Below are 17199 nucleotides of genomic sequence, written 5' to 3'. Positions count from 1 at the left end.
CACAGATGTAGTGCCCCCCAGCCCCCTCAACCCGGACGGAGCCGACGTGACCCTCGACGGACTCGCACAGGAGAAGCTCGACGCCGCACGCCGTGCCGTGGAGGAACTCGGCCACGCCGTGCTGGCCCAAGCGCTCCGGGAAGCCACCGGCGGCACGGGCGACAGCCAGCGCGGCGACAACGTCATCCCACTGCGACGCGCGGCAGGCGGCCGGTGACCGGCGACTGCAGGAACGGTGAGACGCCCATCGAAGGCGACCCCATCGACCTACCCGGGCTCGACATCTGCGACCTCATCGCCGCCGACCCCCGCCGGGTCTTCCGCGTCGCAGCCGACGAGTTCGCCCGGCTCGTGCCGGGCGCCGGACCCGTGGACGCCAAGGGGGGTGCGTGACCCATGGATGAGCCACGGGACCCGCGCAAGTGCACCGCCCGTTCCACCACGACAGGTCGGCCCTGCCAGAAGTGGGCGATCGTCGGGGGCACGGTCTGCGGGACGCACGGTGGTCGTGCCCCCCAGGTACGTGAAGCCGGCCGGCGTCGAGTCGTCGAGGCCCAGGCCCGGGCCTTGGCGGCCCGTCTGATCGACGATCCAAACGCTCCGCCCGTCGGAGACCCGCTGGAGGCCCTCATGCGGCTGGCGGGGCGCCTGGAGGCTGCGGCGGACACCGTCGGTGCCCTCGTGAACGACCTCGGCAGTCTCGTCGGTCGCGGTCCGGGCGGGGGGCAGGTCGTCCGGGCTGAGATCACCGTCTGGACGGTTCTCCTCGGTGAACTCCGGCAGACCCTGACGGCCCTCGCCAAGCTCGACCTGGACGAGCGTCTCGGGAAGATCAGCGCCGCCCAGGGCGAACAGGTCGCTGCCGCGTTCCGGGACCTGGTCGACGCGCTCTGCACCACTGTCGGGGGTGACGCGCAGACGCGGCAGGCCGCGCACGTCGTCGCCGTCGAGGTGCTCACCGGCCTTCGGGACGGGCGGTACGCGGCATGACCGACGTCGGACCCACGTGGCTTCACGAACTCATCCCCGGCGGCGACGACCGGGCCCGGCACCTCGGTGGCCGGCTGCTCGACGTGACCGCGGCCGTCGCCCTGGCCGACAACGACGACGAGGCCACGGCGTTGTCCGGGCTCGTCGACTGGGGTGCCGCCGCCCACGTCGGGGAGGTCACGGCCGTGGCGACGACGTTGCTCGGCGTGGCCGTTCTCCGGCTCGCCGCCGCCACAGACCTGACCGTCGGTCAGGTCATCAGCGAACTCCGGGCCGTCGCCGACGGCGGCCTGGTCCACCTGCTCGACGACACCCAGAACGAAGGGATCCAACCATGACCCGCCACCACCACTCGGAGGCACCACTGACCCCGGCCGAGCTGCTCGCTGAAGCGGCTCGCCGACAGGTCACCCTCGACGCGCGTCCCGGCGATCCCGGCCTGGAGGCCGCACTGCGGGCCGACATTGCGGCATTCAAAAGCGCCGCCTTGAACTCGGGCCCGATGATCCTGCCCACGGCGGAGGAGATCCGGGCCGAGGCCCGCGAGTGGCGACAGCGAGCCGTGGAAAGCACGGACCCGGTGGTGATCGCCGGCTACAGGAACCGCGCGAACACGGCCGAGGCGCTTGCCGACCGGATCATGGAGTTGGACCCGGCCGGGTTGCGTGACGTCGCGCGGCGCCTGCGCGAGGAAGCGGCGCTGCTGCCGCTGTCGGCCCGTCAGGGCAAGCTCCGGCAGGCCGTTGGCCTGGAGCGTGAGGCGGACCGGATCGACCGGCAGGGCGCGAAGGCGGCAGCCGTCGACTCGCCCCCGCCGGCGCGAGCACCCGAGCACCTCACCAAGGCGATCTCGGCCGAGATCGTCAAGGCCACGGGCGGTCTCATCGCGGAGGCTCGGGCAGATCAGGCTGACGCGGCTCGTCGGCTGGACCGCATCGAGGACGTTCTGCGGCGGGCGGGGCTGTGAGCAACTACCCCGGCGCCGTCGACATCTTCGCGGAGAAGACCAACTGGTCCGGTGACCCGAACGCGGCACCAGCCACCGCGAGGATCACCGCCGCCGACGTCAACAACGTCCAAGACGCCATCCTCGCCGTCCAGGACACCCTCGGCGTCAACCCGCAGGGCAGCCACACGGACGTCGCCGCGCGACTCGCGGCACTCACCGCCCCCGACTGGACGACAGGCGTCGTCTACGTCGTCGGTCAGCTCGCCGCGAACGCCGGCACCCTCTACCGGTGCACGACCGCGCACACCGCTGGCGTCACGTTCGACGCGTCGAAGTTCACCGCCATCGGCGGCGGTGGTGGCGGGGCCGTGTCGTCGGTCGTCGGGCAGACCGGTGCCGTCACCGGCACGCAGATCCTCGCCGACAGCACGGTCGCTGCCGCCCTCGCGGGGAAGGCGCCCACCACGCGGGCCATCACTGCAGGGACAGGCCTCACGGGTGGCGGGGACCTGTCCGCTGACCGGTCCCTGGCCGTCACCTACGGCACCACTGCGGGGACCGCCGCGCAGGGCGACGACACCCGCATCACGGGCGCCGCACAGAAGACCGCGAACCTGTCCGACCTCGCGTCCGCGTCCACTGCGCGGACGAACCTCGGCCTCGGGTCCGCCGCCACGATGACGCCAGCCACCATCGCCGCGGACTCGGCCCTGACGAGCACGTATGCAGCGCTCTCCGCGGTCACGAACGGGTTCGACACCGGGTTCGACGTCATCATCGCGGCCGGCCAGTCGAACATGTGGGGCCAGACCGGGGCGACGCCGAACGCGTCGGAGGACCCGACCGACGCCCGCGTCTGGCAGTACGCGCAGTCGGGCACCTACAGCGGAAAGGTCATCGCCGCCGCCGACCCCCTCGCGATGCCCCTCACATCCGGGTCGCCCCCGGCGGGGATGGGCCCGTCGCTGGTCTTCGCCCGGTGGTACGCGGCGTCGATCCCGTCAAACCGGCGCGTCCTCATCGTCCCCGTCGCGGTCGGCGCGACGACCATCCAGACGAACTGGGACCCGGCCGGGTCGGGCAACCTCTACACGGGCGCGATCACGACCGTCCAGGCCGCGCTCACGGCGGCCGGATCGAACGCCCGCGTCGCGGGGATCCTGTGGCTGCAGGGCGAGTCGGACGCCATCGCCTCCTACTCGGGCGCGAACTACCAGGCCAAGCTCGATGCCCTGATCTATGGGTGGCGGACGGCGTTCGGTTCCGCGACGACCCCGTTCGTCGTCGCGGGCATGGTCCCCGAGTTCACCACGGGGACCGCTGCGGCGATCCGGGCCGTGCACGTCGACACCCCGAACCGGGTTCCCTACACCGGCTTCGTGGGGGGCCCGGCCTCGTCGAACCTCGGTGACAACCTGCACTACATGGCGGCTGCGCAACGGACCCTCGGGCGCGGCATGTTCACGGCCTACCGGTCCGCCCTGACGAACGACCTCACCCCGGCCGTGCCAGACGCACCGGCGGGCCTCACAGCGTCTTCGGGCAACGGGCAGGCTGCCCTCTCGTGGACCGCACCGACAAGCGTCGGCTCCGCCGTCAGCGACTACGTGGTCGAGTTCAAGACGTCCGCCGGATCCACCTGGACGACCTTCGCGGACGGCACGAGCACCTCAACGGCAGCGACCGTGACGGGCCTGACGAACGGCACCCCCTACGACTTCCGGGTGGCCGCGACGAACGCGACCGGGACGAGCGTCCCGTCGAGCACGGCGAGCACGACCCCCTCGACGTCGATCGTGCTCGACACGTTCACCGGGACGAACGGGACGGCGCTCGCCTCACACACGCCCGACGCGGGCGGCACCTGGACGCTCAAGGGCGGCGCTGGCGCCATCGCACTGAACGGATCCGGGAAAGCCGTCACCTCCGGTCTCGGCGCGACCAAGACCACCTGGTACAACGCGAGGACGCCCGGGTCCGCGAACTACTCGGCATCCCTCAAGATCACCCCTACCAGCACGACCGACAACGAGGTCGGGCCGATGGTCCGGGTCGACACGGCCGCGGACACGATGCTGGTCGGCTGCCACTTCTTCAGCAGCCCAAACTCGCCGTTCGGAATCATCCAGGTCAACGCCGGCACGACGTCGATCCTCGGGCAGACCTCGAGCGTCACGCTGTCCACCAGCGAGACGTACACGCTCACGCTCGCGGCCACTGGCACCACCGTGACCCTGACCGTCCAGCGCGCAAGCGACAGCCAGTACCTCACCAGCGGGGGCACCTGGCAGGCCGGGGCGACGGTGGCGGTGAGCGCCACGACCGCGGTCACGGCCACGGGCCGCGCCGGCATCTTTGCGGCCATCTCCGGCGCGAACGGGACGCTGATCGACGACTACGTCGCGACCTGACGGGTCACCAGCCTGACGGGTCAGGGTGCCGGGCTCCGAAAGGCGGATGCCGCAGTGGCGGCACTGCATCCGCGGCTCGAAAGCGCGCAGGACGGCGAACGGACGTGCGCAGCGCGTCCCCTGCCGCGACAACCCCCGTGAAGGCGGCAGGGGGGCCGTCGGCGTGCTGGTCAGGACGTCTGCACGGACTCGTTCAGGAACTTGTCGAGGTCCGAGCGGCGGAACCGGACCGCAGAGCCACGCCCCGGGCCGTACTTCACCTTCGGCAGGCGCCCCTTCGCCACCCACCGGTCCAGCGTCGGGGGCGTGATGCCACCGAGGTACTCGCATGCGGCGGCCTTCGTCAGTAGGGGATCAGGGTTCGGTGTCGCGCGTTTGCCTGGCTTGGCGTCACGAGGTTGATCGGACACGGTGAAGTCTCCTTTTCGTCGGTGGATCGCCTACGGGATGTAGGCCGGACAAGAAGCGAGGCCCGCCCCAGAGCCTGGGACGGGCCTCGCTGCGTTCGTTGCTGATCATGTGGTTATGACCTGGTCGACGGTGAGGTACCTGTACACCGTCGACCGACCGATCTTGAGCTCGGCGGCGATTTCCGCGACGGTGTGAGCCCGCCGGCCATCGGGGCCGGTCTCGGCATACATCTGCCGGGCCAACTGCGCCTGCCGTGGCTTGAGGGCCGGCTTGCGGCCCCCCCGCTTCCCTCTCGCACGGGCGGCGTCAAGACCGGCTCGGGTGCGTTCCACGATGAGCGTCCGTTCGTACTGCGCAACGGCTCCGAGGACGCTGTACAAGAGTTGTCCGCCCGGCGTCCGGGTGTCGACGCCCATCGTGGTGATGACGAGCGACACGCCCCGCTGCCCCAGGTCGTCAGCGATTGCCAGAAGGTGCTGCAGGCTGCGTCCGAGGCGGTCAAGCTTCCACACGACCAAGGTGTCGCCCTGCCTCAGGTAGTCGAGGCAGGCAGTCAGTTGCGGACGGTCGACCCGGGTGCCGCTGGCGTGGTCTTCGAAGACGCGTTCACAGCCCGCGAGCTTCAGCGCGTCGACCTGCAGGGCGGTGTCCTGATCTCCAGTCGACACCCGGGCGTATCCGATCACTGCCATAGCCTTAGGGTGTCTCATAACTCATCTACACGTCAAGCAATCCGACATTGATTTGCGACACGAGTTGTGGGACACAATCCCAGGCATAGCGGATGGTCGGTCTCGGGGTGTCCCGCAAGCGTTGGTTATCCGACAGGGCCAGGGGAGCCGGATCGCCATGGCGGCGGAGGCTTAACGAGACTGTGATGCGGGGCGCGATCATCGCTCGTGGCGCCGGTGTCCGGTTCCGCCGCTCCGACCTCGACAAGTTGCTCACAGAGTGCCGAACGACTGACGGCCACCGCGAACGCGCGTTGGCGCGCAGCGGGCGTCTGGCCAAGGGCTGACCCGAACGGTGCGGCCGGCCGCTCCCGACCTACTGGCTTAAGACTTCGACAGTCGCCACAGTTCCAATGAACGCCCCCTCCAAGCGTCGCAAGAGGGCCTTGTCGGACGGTGCTCGTCCGGGCAGCTCAGCGACGGCCGTGCGCCAAGCCTCTGCCTGCGCTCGCAGGTCGTCGAGGTCGATGCGGAACAGGTCTGGTGCGGTCATGCGCCAAGTGTGACGCAGGGGCGTCATACCCCCTAGGGGTACACGCTCCGCCGCGCGGCGTCGGCGTCAACCCGCGACCCCCGCGGCAGACGGACATGCCTCACGCCCCCGGTATTCTGTCGCCTTGAGTCCCATGAGCGAAGCGTAGGTGGTGTGCCCAGCGTCGCTAGGTCTCGTCAAGGGCTGGTCGTCGACCCGACGAACGGTGTCGCGACCGCACCGGCCAGCACCATCACCCAGAACGCGGCCCATGGCAGCACGGTGACGTAGCCGAGGATGAGACCGGTCACTGCCATGCCGTGCCCGGCCTTGGCCCCGGTGCCCGTCTCCCGGATCGCCACGTGCCCGAGGATCACGGCGACGATCCCAAGCAGTCCGCAGGAGAAGAAGCTCCCGATGCCGCAGATCATTGAGGCAGTGGCCTGTCCCGAGGTGGGGACGACGGCCACGACCGGGTAGTAGTGCGCCGGTGGTCCGGGCCGCTGCTGACCGTAGGGCGGCATAGTCATTGGGGGCTCCCCGTTCTAGTGCGTCGCGACGAGCCCCCGCTCTCTGAAGCGGCAGACGCTAGTCGCGCCGGCGCGGGGGCGACGGGTGTCCGGGTAGCCCGAACGGCGGGGATCGATAACGCGGCGCCGCGCGACTGTCGAGGCGACCGTCGTCCACCTACGCCCTGGCGCGGAGTGTGTACAACTTCAGCGCTCGGTTGATGAGCTGGAGTGGCGGCATGAGTCCCGTCATCAACTGGTCGGAACTCAGCGTCGTCTGCACTGTCACCGTCGCCTCGGTCTCGGCCACCGTGTCGTAGGCGATGAAGGTCGGCCACATGCGTGCGTGCGCCTTGCCGCTGCCGCGCCGCCACAGGTGCATGCCGCCGTAGACCAGCATCGGCTGGCCGGGGAACGCCTCAGTGAGTGCCTCCCGGATCATGACGGTCGCGCTGATGGCGCTGCGTCGCGGCGACACCGTGAAGCCACGGCGGTCCAACTCTCGGCGAGCTGCGTCCACCGCCGCCGCGACCTGCGCCATCCGGTCCCGAGCCAAGTCGTGAACAGGGGCGTCGGCGGGATACGCCTCGGCGGTCGTCAGATCGCGGGCGGTTCCGTCCGAGTCCGAGAGGTCATCCGCAGCGATCCGCAGGCCGCGGATCACGCGGGTGTCGCTGTCGTCGGGGCCGAGAAGCCAGCACGCTTCCGCTGCGCCGATAAGCGCCGTCCGCAGCGTCGTCTCAATGGCGGACGGGTAGAGCGCCAGGGCATCGACGAGCGTGGAGCGGACCATCAACTGATGCTCGATCGAACTCAGGATCGAGGTGGTGGCGTAGGCACTCACCGGTCCTGTCGGCCACGCTTCGCCGTCAACGGCGAGGGCACTGCCCGGCTCAACCGAGGGCAACCCCTCCAGCACACCCTTCAGGCTCTCGATCGCCCCGAGGATCTTCACCACCTCGGGGCCCAGGGTCGTCACGGCGTCAGGCCCATTGCCTTGGCGATCGCTACTCCGAGGACGTTCGTCGCGGTGTCGAGCGTGCCTCTGCTGAGCACCTCGATCGCGGTCCGCAGGCGGCTCCGGGTCGGCTCGTCTGGCGCCTCGTCGGCTGCGGCGGCCAGTTCGTCGAGCACCCTGCGGGCCAAGGTGTCGGCTGTCGGCCACTCACCGACCTCGCGCATCCCGCGCTCCGTCAGTGCACTGACGATGGCGTAGCCGACGCCGTCGTCGCCCTCCAGGTAGCCGCCGCGGAGGAGGCGGAGGCCGGCGCGAACCCGCTCCTCGGGGTCGTCGACCCCCGGCACCTCGACTGCATGAACGATGACGGTCGGTGTCTCGTCGAGGGCAGCGGCGACCGCGAGGAGCAGGGGCCGGTCCGTGGTGAACCAACGATCGGGGCGGAGCGCGGTGGAGGTGGTGGTCATGTGGCGCACCGTAGTAGGCGGCACGGACAACGAGGTTTGGGTGATTCGGCGGTAGCCGTTCGTCGGCTCTACGGGGGGTCGCGACCTTTCGGTGCGGCACCAGCATCGAGCTGGCCGGCTGGGCACCAACAATGCGACGGCCCCGGCCTCCTAAGAGGCGGGGCCGTCGCATTGTTGTTCTCCTTGCGCAGGCGGGCTCTAGGCAGCCAACAGATGAGGCCGCTCTCCCGCCTTCGATCCGCGCACGCAGCCCACCTGCACCGCGGTGACGTTGACGCAAGAAGGTCAGTCCTCTGCCGGCGGCATGCCGTAGACGTATTCCTCGATGTCGTCCAGGTTGAACGCCAGGCGCCCCATAGCCACGCCGGCCACGATCACGTTCGTTGCCGCGTCGGTGAGGGCGTAGCAGCCGAAATCCAGCGCCCGCGAGTCTCGTGCCCGCGACTTCATCACCTTGAGCCCCTGGCGGGCGGCGGCGCGACGGACCTTGTTCTCCCTGACCTTATCGACGGCGGCGTCGTTCGTTTCCGACGCCGCGGCCGTCGTCGCGCGACTCCGGGCGGCCCGCCATTCCTCGATTACCGCACGCTGCGCGTCGGACAGTTCGACCTTTGTCAGGGTCTCGTCCCAGTGACGTGCCGGCGTCCTCTGAAGCATGGCGATAACGCCGTTAACCATGATCTGCTCAGGAAGTGTCATGCCGGAAAGCATACTTGAAGTGATGCGGGAAGACAAGCCACTAGTGATGCGGGAAGGCATGCTAAGAGCAGGGAGTGCTAGCAGCAGAGGACTGAGCGGCGGGACGGACAACCCGCGGCCCGCCGGCTGACGGGTCGCAAGGAGGCGGCTCGGGGGCCTTCGCACTCTTCGCGCTCTTCGCGGCCACGGGTCTGCGCAGGTCAGGGGCTGCCTCAACTGCGTAGGCAGTTCAGCCGTGTCCCTTCGCACCGCCACGGGCCCCTTCGTTGCGGATGGACCGCGAAGGCCTACCCGTCGAGGGGCGAAGCCTCTGGGCGGGCTGGCTTCGCGGAGTTGATGCAGGTCAGGAGGTCATCCGAAGTGCGCGAAGGGTGCGAAGGCTCCGATGCCTGCGTGATCTGGCTGTCGGCAATCGTCCACACGGTGCGCCGCGTCCTTGGGTGCTTCATGTCGTCGACGACCAGCCCGGCTGCGGACCGGAGTGCCGGCGCGACTCGTCGGAGGGCGGCGCTGACACCTGCAGGATCAGTGGGCCACTTTCTGGGACGCGGCTCCGGCACCGGCAGGAGGCCCAGCAGCGTGCCACCATCACCGCTCCATTCGGCCGGGGACATGCTGCGGATCAGCGTCACGACCGCGTCGGCGAAGGGGTCGGACTCGACGACGATTGATGCCAGGTCGCTGGTCTGCCTGAGGTAGTCATCGAGCCCTGACGTTCCCGCGACTGTGTCGACGGCCGCCAGAACCCGGGCGAAGTCGGCCATGCGGGGCATGGCTGGGAGGACGACGCGCGGGAGTTCGTCGAGAACCCGGGCCGCGAGGTCGAGCAGAGCGCCGAGGACCGCGGCCCGTTCGTCATCGTCCATGTGTACGGCGCCGTCAGGGCGTCGCTCTGTGTCGGGGATGCGGTGGAGGTTGACCGCGACCATCCGGTCCGCGAGGTCGCCACGGAGGGCGCCCAGATCGATGCCGTTGGCGACGACGCGACGGAACGTCAGCACGGACACGTCGTCGTTGGAGTAGAGGGCGCGCCGGACGAGGCCGTCGCCGGTCACTGCCCGGCACAGGGCGTCGGAGAGCCACGGCTGCAGCCCGGAGAGGTTGTCCAGGCCGACCACCCACGATGCGGCGGCGGCGACGGACCAGCCCTCGACGTCTGAGGGCGCGGTGCGCAGCGGCGCCGGGCCCGGGTCGAGGACGTTGACGAGTAGCCGGGTCGCTGACGACTTGCCGGTGCCCTGCTCGCCCATGAGCAGGAGCAGCGGGTGCGGGAGGTCGGGCATGAGGGCGGTCACGAGCCACGCGAGGACGAGTGGCCAGTCCTCGTCAGGGACGTTCAGCCGTGACCGGAGTGGGGTCAGGGTGCCGCCTCGCACGGGGTTGGGCAGCGGTCCGGTGAGCGCGGTCCGGCGGAACAGCACTGGGGACCTGTCGACGATGTCCCAGCCGGCCGCGGTGATCGTGACGGCGTGCCCGTCGGCGCGGCCCAGGTCGAGCGCCAGTCCGTCACCGTGGGCGGCGGCACGCAGCGCGAGGGGACGCGGGTCTGTTTCTGCCGCCTCGCCCTCCAGTGCCATGAGCGCGTCCGCGAGGGCCGATGACGACGGGACGGCCCCGCCATGGGCGCGGGCGTACTCGCGGGCGAGCTCTGCGCGCAGGCCGGTCCGCCCAGACCGGAGCATCCGCACCACCTGCGGGCCCACGCGGGGGACGGCGAACGGGGAGCCGTCCTCGCTGACGCACAGCGTGTACCTGGCCAGTGCCAGGGCCCGGAGTTGGCTTGCCTGGCTCGGTCCACGCCCGCCGCGTCCGGTGTCCTCCGGCGCGGCTGCAGCGCCTTCCGCGCCTTCCGCGTCGGTCGTGTCCGTCGCCTCGCGGTGGGCGTCGTCCGGAGCCGACAGGTCGACCTCCAGGTCGGTCAGGTCGAGGGGGTCGGCGTACCGGGTGACGTCCGGGACCCTGGCCGCCGGTGGGCGCGGCGTGGTCGCGGTCACCGGTGGGCCCTCGGTCGTGCCTGGCCGGCTCGGAGCCCGGACCTGATGGTCCGCAGCGTGACGGCGTGCCCGTCGTCGGCGAGCAGCCCGCACGTGTCGGCGGCAGCCATGAGCGCGGTCCGGACGTCGTCGTCGGAGAGTAGGCCGGCTGCGACGAGCTGCCCCGCCTTGAATGCGGCCCGGTTGAGGGCGTGGTTGCGTCCACCGGTGGTGGTGCCGGCGACGCTCGCGGCCTCGGCGGCCAGGGCAGCGAGCCCGTAGCGGTCCGAGCCGGACGGCAGTTGCCGGGGCTCGAGATTTGGGCGGGCATCGACGGGACGTAGCAGCCGCACGAACCAGCGGGGCGGGGCGGCGATCGGCGCCGCGGGGTCCAGCCATCGGTACGGCGTTGCGGTGTCAGGGTGCGTCGAGGGCGGAAGGACCATGTACCCGCTTACCTTCACGTCCACGCCCGGGGTGCGGGCTCCGGTGACCGGCCCCGGAGGGCGCCGCAGGTAAAGGTGTCGGCCGCCGTCCCCGCGGCCGGTGATGACCGTCAACGTGTCCGGGAGCGGCCCGTGGGTGCGCTGGAGCCGGCCGATCGTGGCGTCGCCACCGTTGCGGGGGTCGATGTCCAGGACGAGCAGTCCGCCGGGGATGGCGCCGCCGATGTTGGCGCCGGGTGCCGCCGACCACCATGCGCGGATCTGTTCCGGGTCGCAGGTTGCGTCGTGGAACCCGCGCCGGGTGCGCGGAGCCTTGCCCGTCAGCGGGAACACCGCCCACCCCGCGCCGACCAGGTCGAGTGCGGCGGCGAGCATCCCTGTCGGGTGGTCGGTCGCCGGGGCTAACGTGCTCACGAGGGTGTTCCCTTCGGGGTGATGGTGTCGCCCAGCCGTTCGCGGGCGGGCAAGAGACCGGGGCGGCGTCAGCGGGCCGCGCGGCCTCGGGTCCAGAGCCAGAACCGTCGGCCGGTCCGGAGGCGCCGGGCCGTCCCCTTGCAGCGCGGGCAGGCCCGGAAGGCCTTGCCCGACGGGGACCGCCGCTTCCCGGTCCCGTCGCATCGACCGCACGCCGCGAACGGCCAGACCGCGCAGGCCAGCGCGTAGCCACCGAGCCACGCGGCGGCGAGGGCCACGAGCAGCAGGGAGCGCATCACCGGAGGCTCCGGTCCGCTGCGTTCGACGCGAGGCCGCGACGGCGTCGCCATCCGGCCACAGAGGCTCGGTTGACGCCGTGGACAGCGGCGATCTGTGTGTCGGTGAGACCCGCGGCGTAGTCGGCGGCGTACCGGTCTGTGCGGGGCGGTCCACCCTTGCGAGGGCCGGTCACTGGGGGCAGGCCACGCCGGTTGCGCCACCCGGAGACAGCGAGGCGGGTCACGCCGTGACGTTCAGCGATCTCCCGGTCGTTCAGGCCCGCCTCATAGTCGGCGCGGTACCGGTCCGCGGTGCTGACCACGTGCGATGGGAGCCCCCGCCTGCGACGCCACTGGAAGACGGCTCCGGAGCTGACGCCGCACGCCCTGGCGATCTCCATGTCGTTGAGTCCTGCGAGGTACTGAGGCATGTACCGTCCGCCGCCGTCCGTGCCGGTCATCGTTCGCTCCCTGTTGTTGGGGGTGGCTAGCAGGTCCGAGGACCGGGCCTGCTGGTCGCGCGGCGCGGGTGATCCCCGCTCGACTCCCGCGCCCGCTAGCGGCGCTACACCGCAGGTCAGGTGCGGGATCGGGGCGCTAGCGGCGCTGCTAGCGCTAGCGGGTGGGGTGCTAGTGGCGGTCACGACTCGTCGCCGGTGTCGGGGGCGTCGTCGAGGGCGCGACGCTCGGTCGGGGCGGGGAGCTCGGTGCGGTCGCCGAGGGCGTCCAGGACGGCGGCTCGGGTGATGCCCCGGCGGTTGGTGCGCTCGCCGTCGATGGTCTTCTGCATCTGCCGGGTGGTGATCCCGAACGGCTTCAGAGCCGCCGCGAGGTTGTCGGGTGTCCACCCGTCGTAGGCCGAGTGCGCGAGTGCGAGGCGGTCGACGATCTCGCTGGACCACAGCCGGTCCTCATCGAGCGGCCAGACGCCGAGGACGTCGATGAGGACCTGGTCGCGGTCCACGGGCGGTGCCGGCATCTCGCCGGTGGCCATGCCGGTCAGAAGCCCGGCGCCCTCGCGCAGGGCGCGGGCGCGTTCGATGACCCGGGCGACCGCGGGGCCGTCCGCGAGGAAAGTTCGGACGGTCACGGCTTCCTCGACGGCGCCGGAGTCGTCGGCGCCGAGCAGCCACCCGGTGCCCTTGTGGCCGCGCTGGAACCGGGAGGCGTCGTAGCCAGCCGAGTAGGCACCCGCGCCGAGGACGTTGTCGGAGGTCTGCCAGGTCATGCACTTGAGCGCGAACCTGGTCCCGATGACGTCCCGCAGGCGGGTCGGGATGGCTACCGCGTCCGGCTTCTGGGTGGCGAGGACGACAATGATTCCGACGGCCGGGCCGACCTTGGCCAGGTCGATGAGGTGCTCGACGATCTCGGCGCCCATAGAGGCGTGCTCGCTGAACCGCTGGAACTCGTCGATGGCCACCACGACCGGGTGCAGGCCGAGACCGCGGCGGTTCGCCACCTCCCGGGTGACCTTGGAGTCCGGTACGGCGTTCGGGGGCAGGGCCGCCAGTGCGTCGTACCGGCGGTCCATGTCCGCTCGGAGCGCCCGTAGGTCGTCCAGCAGTGCGGTCACCGTGTCGTCGCGGGCACCGAACCCGATCCGGTGCGCGACCGCCTCGAATGCCCTCCAGTCCTGCCCGCCCTTGCCGTCGTAGACGTGGAGCTCGGCGGTCGGGTCGAGGGCGGCGGCCAGGATCGGCAGCCGGGCGGCGAACGTCTTGCCCATCCGCGGGATGGCACCGACCACGAGGGACGTGAACATGAGCTGCATGGAGGTGACCCGCCCGCGGGGGTCCTGCCCGAACGGGAACGGCGCGAACAGGTCGACGGCGCCGCGCTGCGCCAGCGGCCAAGTCCCGGAGGGCTTGCCGAACGGGTCCTCATCGGCGACCCACAGTGCCAGCCGGCGGGCGGACCCGGTGGTGCCGCGGACACGCTCGGGCCAGACCATCGACTCGTCGAGGTCCAAGCCAGCGGCGATGGCGTCGCGCTTGCGGATCGCCTGATCCGCGGTCGTGGAGTAGGGCAGGTCCAGGACCGCCCGCCAGCCCGCGCCGTCACGGACGATCGGCAGCGGGAACGTGATCGGGTCCTTCTCGCTCGCGAGCTTGGCGGCCATGAAGGCGCGCTCGACCACCCCGGCGGTGAGCCGGCGGGCCCTCGGCACGATCGCCGCGGCGTCGGTCAGCGGCCGGTCGTGGCTGGTCCCGATGACCGCCAGGACGACCATGGCCACCGCCACCGTGACCGCCTGGACCCACCAGGGAGCCGCATACCGGACCGCCACGCCCCCGGCCACCACGAGGACGGCCAGGACGGTCGCGACCACCCCACGGACCCGTACCCGGGCGTTGCGTTCACGGACCAGCGCCAGGTACGCCTTCGGGTCGTTGCGGTTGACCGCGTCGTGGCGCAGCGGGCGGGCCTCGGCGTCGAACACCCACCGCCACGTCGAGGCCACTGCCCGCCCCGCCCCGCGCGGCGTGCGGGCCATCACCCGGACGCCGTACACGGGAAACCTGACGGCGTGGAACCGGGCCTTGTGCCACGTGTACCGGGCGAGGAATCGGGCGGCCTCGCGGCGCTGCCCGTTGTCGACGACCCAGGCGGGCAGCACCGGCCGCACGTCGGCCTGCTGGACGTCCACGAGCCAACCGGTCACGGTGCGCCGCTCGACCCCGCGGCGGCCCGGGACGGTGGGCACCTCGACGGCGTCCACGGGCACGATGACGCCGGACTCGACGTCCAGTCGCAGGTCGGTCTCGTCGTCGCTGTCGGGCAGGTCGATCGCCCACCCGTCCGGCTCGTCGGCGCCGGCGGCGAGGGACGCCCGGCCCTGACCTGCCGTCGGGGGTGCGGTCGGGTCGGTGATGACGTCGGGGATCTCGTCGAGCTCGGGCAGGTCGTCCGGGTCAGGGACGGACCGCAGGATCCGCCGGTCCGGGTTGCTGGTCATGGGTGGCTCTCCCTGAGTCGGGGACGAAGGCGCCGGGTGCTGTGCGGTGCGGGTGCCTCGCCCCGGAGGCGGTTGCGTCGCGATCCGGGGCGAGGCGTTCGCGGGCGGTCAACAGACCGCGTCCGGAACCGGTCATGACCGCTCGGTGGGGGTGCGGTCAGACCTCACGGAATGGGGGTCAGGCGGACAGGTCCAAGTCCCTGACCGCGCTCAGCAACGCCTGAGCGCGAGCGGTCGAGCAGGTGTGCCCGCGGTCCCGGACACCGGACTGCAGCGCGGCCCTGGTCAACCGCTGACCGATCCTGTGCAGGTCGGCGGCGACGGCCTGACCGACCACGAGCAGGTCAGACACGTCGACCGCCGCCTCAGGCACGTCCTCGGCGGACCGTCCCCGGGCAGGCACCTGACCGGGCACGACCGGGGACTTGACCGCGGAGGGCCTGACCGCCTGCGGTGCCGTGACCGCGCCCTGACCGGTGGCCGCGGTCACGGGTGACCGGTCACGCTTGGCCCGCTGACCGCCCGTCTGACCGGTCACCTGGCCGGCCGGACCAGTTGGTCGCATCTCGATGAGCCCGGCCGCAGAGATCGATGCCCACGCCGGCCACGCCGCCACGACGTACCCCCAAGTGGTCGCCTCGGCGGTGGCGAGGTTCGCGGCCAGCGTGAACACCGCGGCGGACCCGCCGACCACCCACGCCCACGCCGTCGGCTCCCCGGTGCGCTTCGCACGGCGGATCTTCAGGACGGCGAGTGTGACGGACACCTCGGGCATGAGGGCGATCGCCCACGCCAACCAGCCAGGCTGGCCGTGGGTCGCCACGACCGTCCGGACGTGGTCGAAAGATCCGACGAATGCGACCACCGCGAGGATGACCGCGGCCACGGTCAACGGGTCCTTGCGCCCACCGCCGGGAGCGGACACGGTGGCGGCCCCGCTCACTGCGGGCCTGCTTTCGCATCCAGCCAGAACGCCGCGTAGGCGGTCCCTGTCCCGACGGTGACCATGACGACGGGGCCGCCGGCGAACCACCCGACGACCGCGGCCGCGGCGATGACGCCGAGCACCGCGACGATCCACAGCATCTCGACCGCGGACACCGGGACTGCCATCACGCCGTCGAAGTCCCCGGGGACCGACAGGTCGGCCCCGTCGGTGCCGTGCTCACTCGTCGCGCCCCCGGACTGGAGGTCCTCGGTTGCGCCGGGCAAGTGCGGGGTGCAGTCCTGGCACACCACGAAGGGGATCGCGTCGCCGCCCGTCACCGTCGTGATCCCGGGCCGAACCCGGCACGACTCGCAGGCGACCGCCGGGGACTCAACCACCGTTAGGGCGCTCACCGCGCACCCCCGGTCGGCTCGTCCATGGTCGGCTCCTCTTCAGGTGGCTGGACAGCGTCCAGGTTCACGACGAGGACGACATGAGCCCCGCGCCCGGTCGGGATCGGCCGGTACGTCGCGGTCGCGACCCGGCGTCCCCGGCTGGTTGAGGTCACCTCCGCGGACAGGTACGACACCCACTCCTGCCACGCCGCGAGCGCCTCTCCCTCGGTGAAGAGGTACGTCGGCACCTCGCCGATCAGGTCGCCGAACCGGGTCACCTGCCACTCCATCGGCGGCAGGTCCTCGCCCGCGGCGCCCTTCAGGAGGTCCCCTAGAACGGCGGCCCCCTCCCGCTGCCACGACCGCTGGGACACGCGGTCGGACCGCGTCAGCCCGCTCACTGGAGGACCCCCAACATCACGGCCGCGACCGCGAGCGGGGCGATCAGGTAGGGCGACCATCCGGTGACGGCCTCGACGCCGGCGGCGATGCCGAGGACCCCCACCGCCAGCGCGCCGGTCAGGGCGTGACGGCGCAGCGCCGTCGTCCTGGTTGTCGCGGTCGTGACCCTCGGGGTGCTCACCGGGCCATCCCCGCGAGATCGGGGAGGCCCGTGGTCGCCGGCGTAGCCGACATCCCGAGCGCGTTCAGGTTCGACAGGAGCGCGGCGACCGCGGCGACGTCCTCGGCGGACATGACAATGTCCGCCGGGATGTCCGTCAGCACCTGGGGCCCGGTCTCGCTCGCCCACAGGTACGCGCTGGCGTGCGCCCCCGACGAGAGCGTGACGGTCTCCAGGGCGGTCGAGCAGCCGCCGTCCGGGCCGACCACGGCGACCTCGTCCACGTGGGATGCGACGTCGCACCACGCGTGGTGGGTGATGGTCACCTTCGCGTCGCGGTACCTCACGGTCGTCCGGCGACGACGGTCGGCGGTGGCGGCAGTGATCAGGCGGGGTGCACGGGTACGGTGCGTCATGGGACTCGACCTCCAAGAGGGTCGGGTTCAAGGGCCCGGGCTAGCGCTCACGACGCTGGTTCGGGCCCGACTTTGTTGTGCGACCACGTGGTCCACGCGGTCGCCTGGACGGAGGCCGACCTCGCGGGCCGTACGGCGCCCGGCCGCGGCGAGGTCGGGCGCGCGATCCTCCTGCGGCAGCGGGCGCGGGTGGCGGCGTGACGGGGGGAGCCGGAGCGGTGCAGCGTCGCG

The 17199-nt window shown here is 71.5% G+C and carries 21 protein-coding genes; 6 read left to right on the top strand and 15 right to left on the bottom strand.

Annotated elements, in window-relative coordinates:
- The 6 genes from EDJALFJO_RS34120 to EDJALFJO_RS07700 form a co-directional block, all read left to right on the top strand.
- Window positions 1-217 (top strand): hypothetical protein (locus EDJALFJO_RS34120; RefSeq protein ID WP_233149740.1); only part of this gene is annotated, 217 nt, incomplete at its 5' end.
- Window positions 214-393, top strand: coding sequence for a hypothetical protein (locus EDJALFJO_RS07720; RefSeq protein WP_088283842.1), 180 nt, complete (start codon window positions 214-216; stop codon window positions 391-393). The genes EDJALFJO_RS34120 and EDJALFJO_RS07720, both read left to right, overlap by 4 nt.
- Before the next feature lie 237 nt (window positions 394-630).
- Window positions 631-990: a hypothetical protein gene (locus EDJALFJO_RS34115; RefSeq protein WP_088283839.1), complete on the top strand. Its 360-nt coding sequence runs from the start codon at window positions 631-633 to the stop codon at window positions 988-990.
- A complete protein-coding gene (locus EDJALFJO_RS07710) occupies window positions 987-1328 on the top strand; it encodes a hypothetical protein (RefSeq protein ID WP_088283837.1) in 342 nt (113 codons plus the stop codon). Before EDJALFJO_RS34115 ends, EDJALFJO_RS07710 begins: the two co-directional genes overlap by 4 nt.
- Window positions 1325-1957 carry a hypothetical protein gene (locus EDJALFJO_RS07705; RefSeq protein WP_088283834.1) on the top strand — a complete coding sequence of 211 codons (633 nt, stop codon included), beginning with the start codon at window positions 1325-1327 and terminating at the stop codon, window positions 1955-1957. Before EDJALFJO_RS07710 ends, EDJALFJO_RS07705 begins: the two co-directional genes overlap by 4 nt.
- Window positions 1954-4350 carry a sialate O-acetylesterase gene (locus tag EDJALFJO_RS07700; RefSeq protein WP_088283831.1) on the top strand — a complete coding sequence of 799 codons (2397 nt, stop codon included), beginning with the start codon at window positions 1954-1956 and terminating at the stop codon, window positions 4348-4350. Before EDJALFJO_RS07705 ends, EDJALFJO_RS07700 begins: the two co-directional genes overlap by 4 nt.
- 170 nt (window positions 4351-4520) lie before the next feature.
- Here EDJALFJO_RS07700 and EDJALFJO_RS07695 read toward each other — a convergent pair whose 3' ends face one another.
- The 15 genes from EDJALFJO_RS07695 to EDJALFJO_RS07630 all read right to left on the bottom strand — a co-directional run bounded on the left by EDJALFJO_RS07695 (window position 4521) and on the right by EDJALFJO_RS07630 (window position 16899).
- The gene (locus EDJALFJO_RS07695; RefSeq protein ID WP_158220333.1) at window positions 4521-4760 is read right to left on the bottom strand and encodes an AlpA family transcriptional regulator; all 240 of its coding nucleotides are present in this window, start codon (window positions 4758-4760) and stop codon (window positions 4521-4523) included.
- 105 nt (window positions 4761-4865) lie between these two features.
- Window positions 4866-5453 (bottom strand): recombinase family protein, encoded by a 588-nt coding sequence (locus tag EDJALFJO_RS07690; RefSeq protein ID WP_088283826.1) that lies wholly within the window; start codon window positions 5451-5453, stop codon window positions 4866-4868.
- 708 nt (window positions 5454-6161) lie between these two features.
- Window positions 6162-6494: a DUF4190 domain-containing protein gene (locus EDJALFJO_RS07685; protein ID WP_088283822.1), complete on the bottom strand. Its 333-nt coding sequence runs from the start codon at window positions 6492-6494 to the stop codon at window positions 6162-6164.
- A gap of 157 nt (window positions 6495-6651) precedes the next feature.
- Window positions 6652-7452, bottom strand: a complete 801-nt coding sequence (locus EDJALFJO_RS07680) for a hypothetical protein (RefSeq protein ID WP_088283819.1) — start codon at window positions 7450-7452, stop codon at window positions 6652-6654.
- Complete coding sequence (locus tag EDJALFJO_RS07675) at window positions 7449-7898, bottom strand: hypothetical protein (RefSeq protein ID WP_088283816.1); 450 nt, start codon at window positions 7896-7898, stop codon at window positions 7449-7451. Before EDJALFJO_RS07675 ends, EDJALFJO_RS07680 begins: the two co-directional genes overlap by 4 nt.
- Window positions 7899-8183: 285 nt before the next feature.
- Window positions 8184-8597 carry a hypothetical protein gene (locus tag EDJALFJO_RS07670; protein ID WP_143448365.1) on the bottom strand — a complete coding sequence of 138 codons (414 nt, stop codon included), beginning with the start codon at window positions 8595-8597 and terminating at the stop codon, window positions 8184-8186.
- Between the two features lie 287 nt (window positions 8598-8884).
- Entirely contained in the window at window positions 8885-10591 is a 1707-nt protein-coding gene (locus EDJALFJO_RS07665) for an ATP-binding protein (RefSeq protein WP_088283811.1), read from the bottom strand.
- The gene (locus tag EDJALFJO_RS07660; RefSeq protein WP_158220332.1) at window positions 10588-11430 is read right to left on the bottom strand and encodes a bifunctional DNA primase/polymerase; all 843 of its coding nucleotides are present in this window, start codon (window positions 11428-11430) and stop codon (window positions 10588-10590) included. The genes EDJALFJO_RS07665 and EDJALFJO_RS07660 overlap by 4 nt, the downstream gene beginning before the upstream one ends.
- A gap of 68 nt (window positions 11431-11498) precedes the next feature.
- Window positions 11499-11726: a hypothetical protein gene (locus tag EDJALFJO_RS07655; RefSeq protein WP_198950101.1), complete on the bottom strand. Its 228-nt coding sequence runs from the start codon at window positions 11724-11726 to the stop codon at window positions 11499-11501.
- A 622-nt stretch (window positions 11727-12348) separates the two neighbouring features.
- The gene (locus tag EDJALFJO_RS07650) at window positions 12349-14667 is read right to left on the bottom strand and encodes a cell division protein FtsK (RefSeq protein WP_088283805.1); all 2319 of its coding nucleotides are present in this window, start codon (window positions 14665-14667) and stop codon (window positions 12349-12351) included.
- A gap of 178 nt (window positions 14668-14845) precedes the next feature.
- On the bottom strand, window positions 14846-15610 hold the full coding sequence (locus tag EDJALFJO_RS07645) for a DUF2637 domain-containing protein (protein ID WP_158220331.1): 765 nt from the start codon (window positions 15608-15610) through the stop codon (window positions 14846-14848).
- Entirely contained in the window at window positions 15607-15933 is a 327-nt protein-coding gene (locus EDJALFJO_RS34110; protein WP_158220330.1) for a hypothetical protein, read from the bottom strand. Before EDJALFJO_RS34110 ends, EDJALFJO_RS07645 begins: the two co-directional genes overlap by 4 nt.
- Before the next feature lie 71 nt (window positions 15934-16004).
- Window positions 16005-16364: a hypothetical protein gene (locus tag EDJALFJO_RS07640; RefSeq protein ID WP_233149739.1), complete on the bottom strand. Its 360-nt coding sequence runs from the start codon at window positions 16362-16364 to the stop codon at window positions 16005-16007.
- Window positions 16365-16387: 23 nt separating this feature from the next.
- Window positions 16388-16573 (bottom strand): hypothetical protein, encoded by a 186-nt coding sequence (locus tag EDJALFJO_RS07635; RefSeq protein ID WP_088283800.1) that lies wholly within the window; start codon window positions 16571-16573, stop codon window positions 16388-16390.
- The gene (locus EDJALFJO_RS07630) at window positions 16570-16899 is read right to left on the bottom strand and encodes a hypothetical protein (RefSeq protein ID WP_143448364.1); all 330 of its coding nucleotides are present in this window, start codon (window positions 16897-16899) and stop codon (window positions 16570-16572) included. Before EDJALFJO_RS07630 ends, EDJALFJO_RS07635 begins: the two co-directional genes overlap by 4 nt.
- Window positions 16900-17199: the final 300 nt, after the last annotated feature.

It is taken from the genome of Kineosporia sp. A_224, from assembly GCF_002198655.1.
Classification (GTDB): Bacteria; Actinomycetota; Actinomycetes; order Actinomycetales; family Kineosporiaceae; genus R-H-3.
The sequence above is the reverse complement of the archived record's forward strand: the minus strand, read 5'-3'. Positions and strand labels throughout refer to the sequence as shown.

Coding starts and splice junctions, on each gene's coding strand:
- EDJALFJO_RS34115 (WP_088283839.1), top strand. CDS start 631: ATGCGGCTGGCGGGGCGCCTGGAGGCTGCGGCGGACACCGTCGGTGCC.
- EDJALFJO_RS07710 (WP_088283837.1), top strand. CDS start 987: ATGACCGACGTCGGACCCACGTGGCTTCACGAACTCATCCCCGGCGGC.
- EDJALFJO_RS07705 (WP_088283834.1), top strand. CDS start 1,325: ATGACCCGCCACCACCACTCGGAGGCACCACTGACCCCGGCCGAGCTG.
- EDJALFJO_RS07690 (WP_088283826.1), bottom strand. CDS start 5,453: ATGGCAGTGATCGGATACGCCCGGGTGTCGACTGGAGATCAGGACACC.
- EDJALFJO_RS07685 (WP_088283822.1), bottom strand. CDS start 6,494: ATGACTATGCCGCCCTACGGTCAGCAGCGGCCCGGACCACCGGCGCAC.
- EDJALFJO_RS07675 (WP_088283816.1), bottom strand. CDS start 7,898: ATGACCACCACCTCCACCGCGCTCCGCCCCGATCGTTGGTTCACCACG.
- EDJALFJO_RS07670 (WP_143448365.1), bottom strand. CDS start 8,597: ATGACACTTCCTGAGCAGATCATGGTTAACGGCGTTATCGCCATGCTT.
- EDJALFJO_RS07655 (WP_198950101.1), bottom strand. CDS start 11,726: ATGCGCTCCCTGCTGCTCGTGGCCCTCGCCGCCGCGTGGCTCGGTGGC.
- EDJALFJO_RS07650 (WP_088283805.1), bottom strand. CDS start 14,667: ATGACCAGCAACCCGGACCGGCGGATCCTGCGGTCCGTCCCTGACCCG.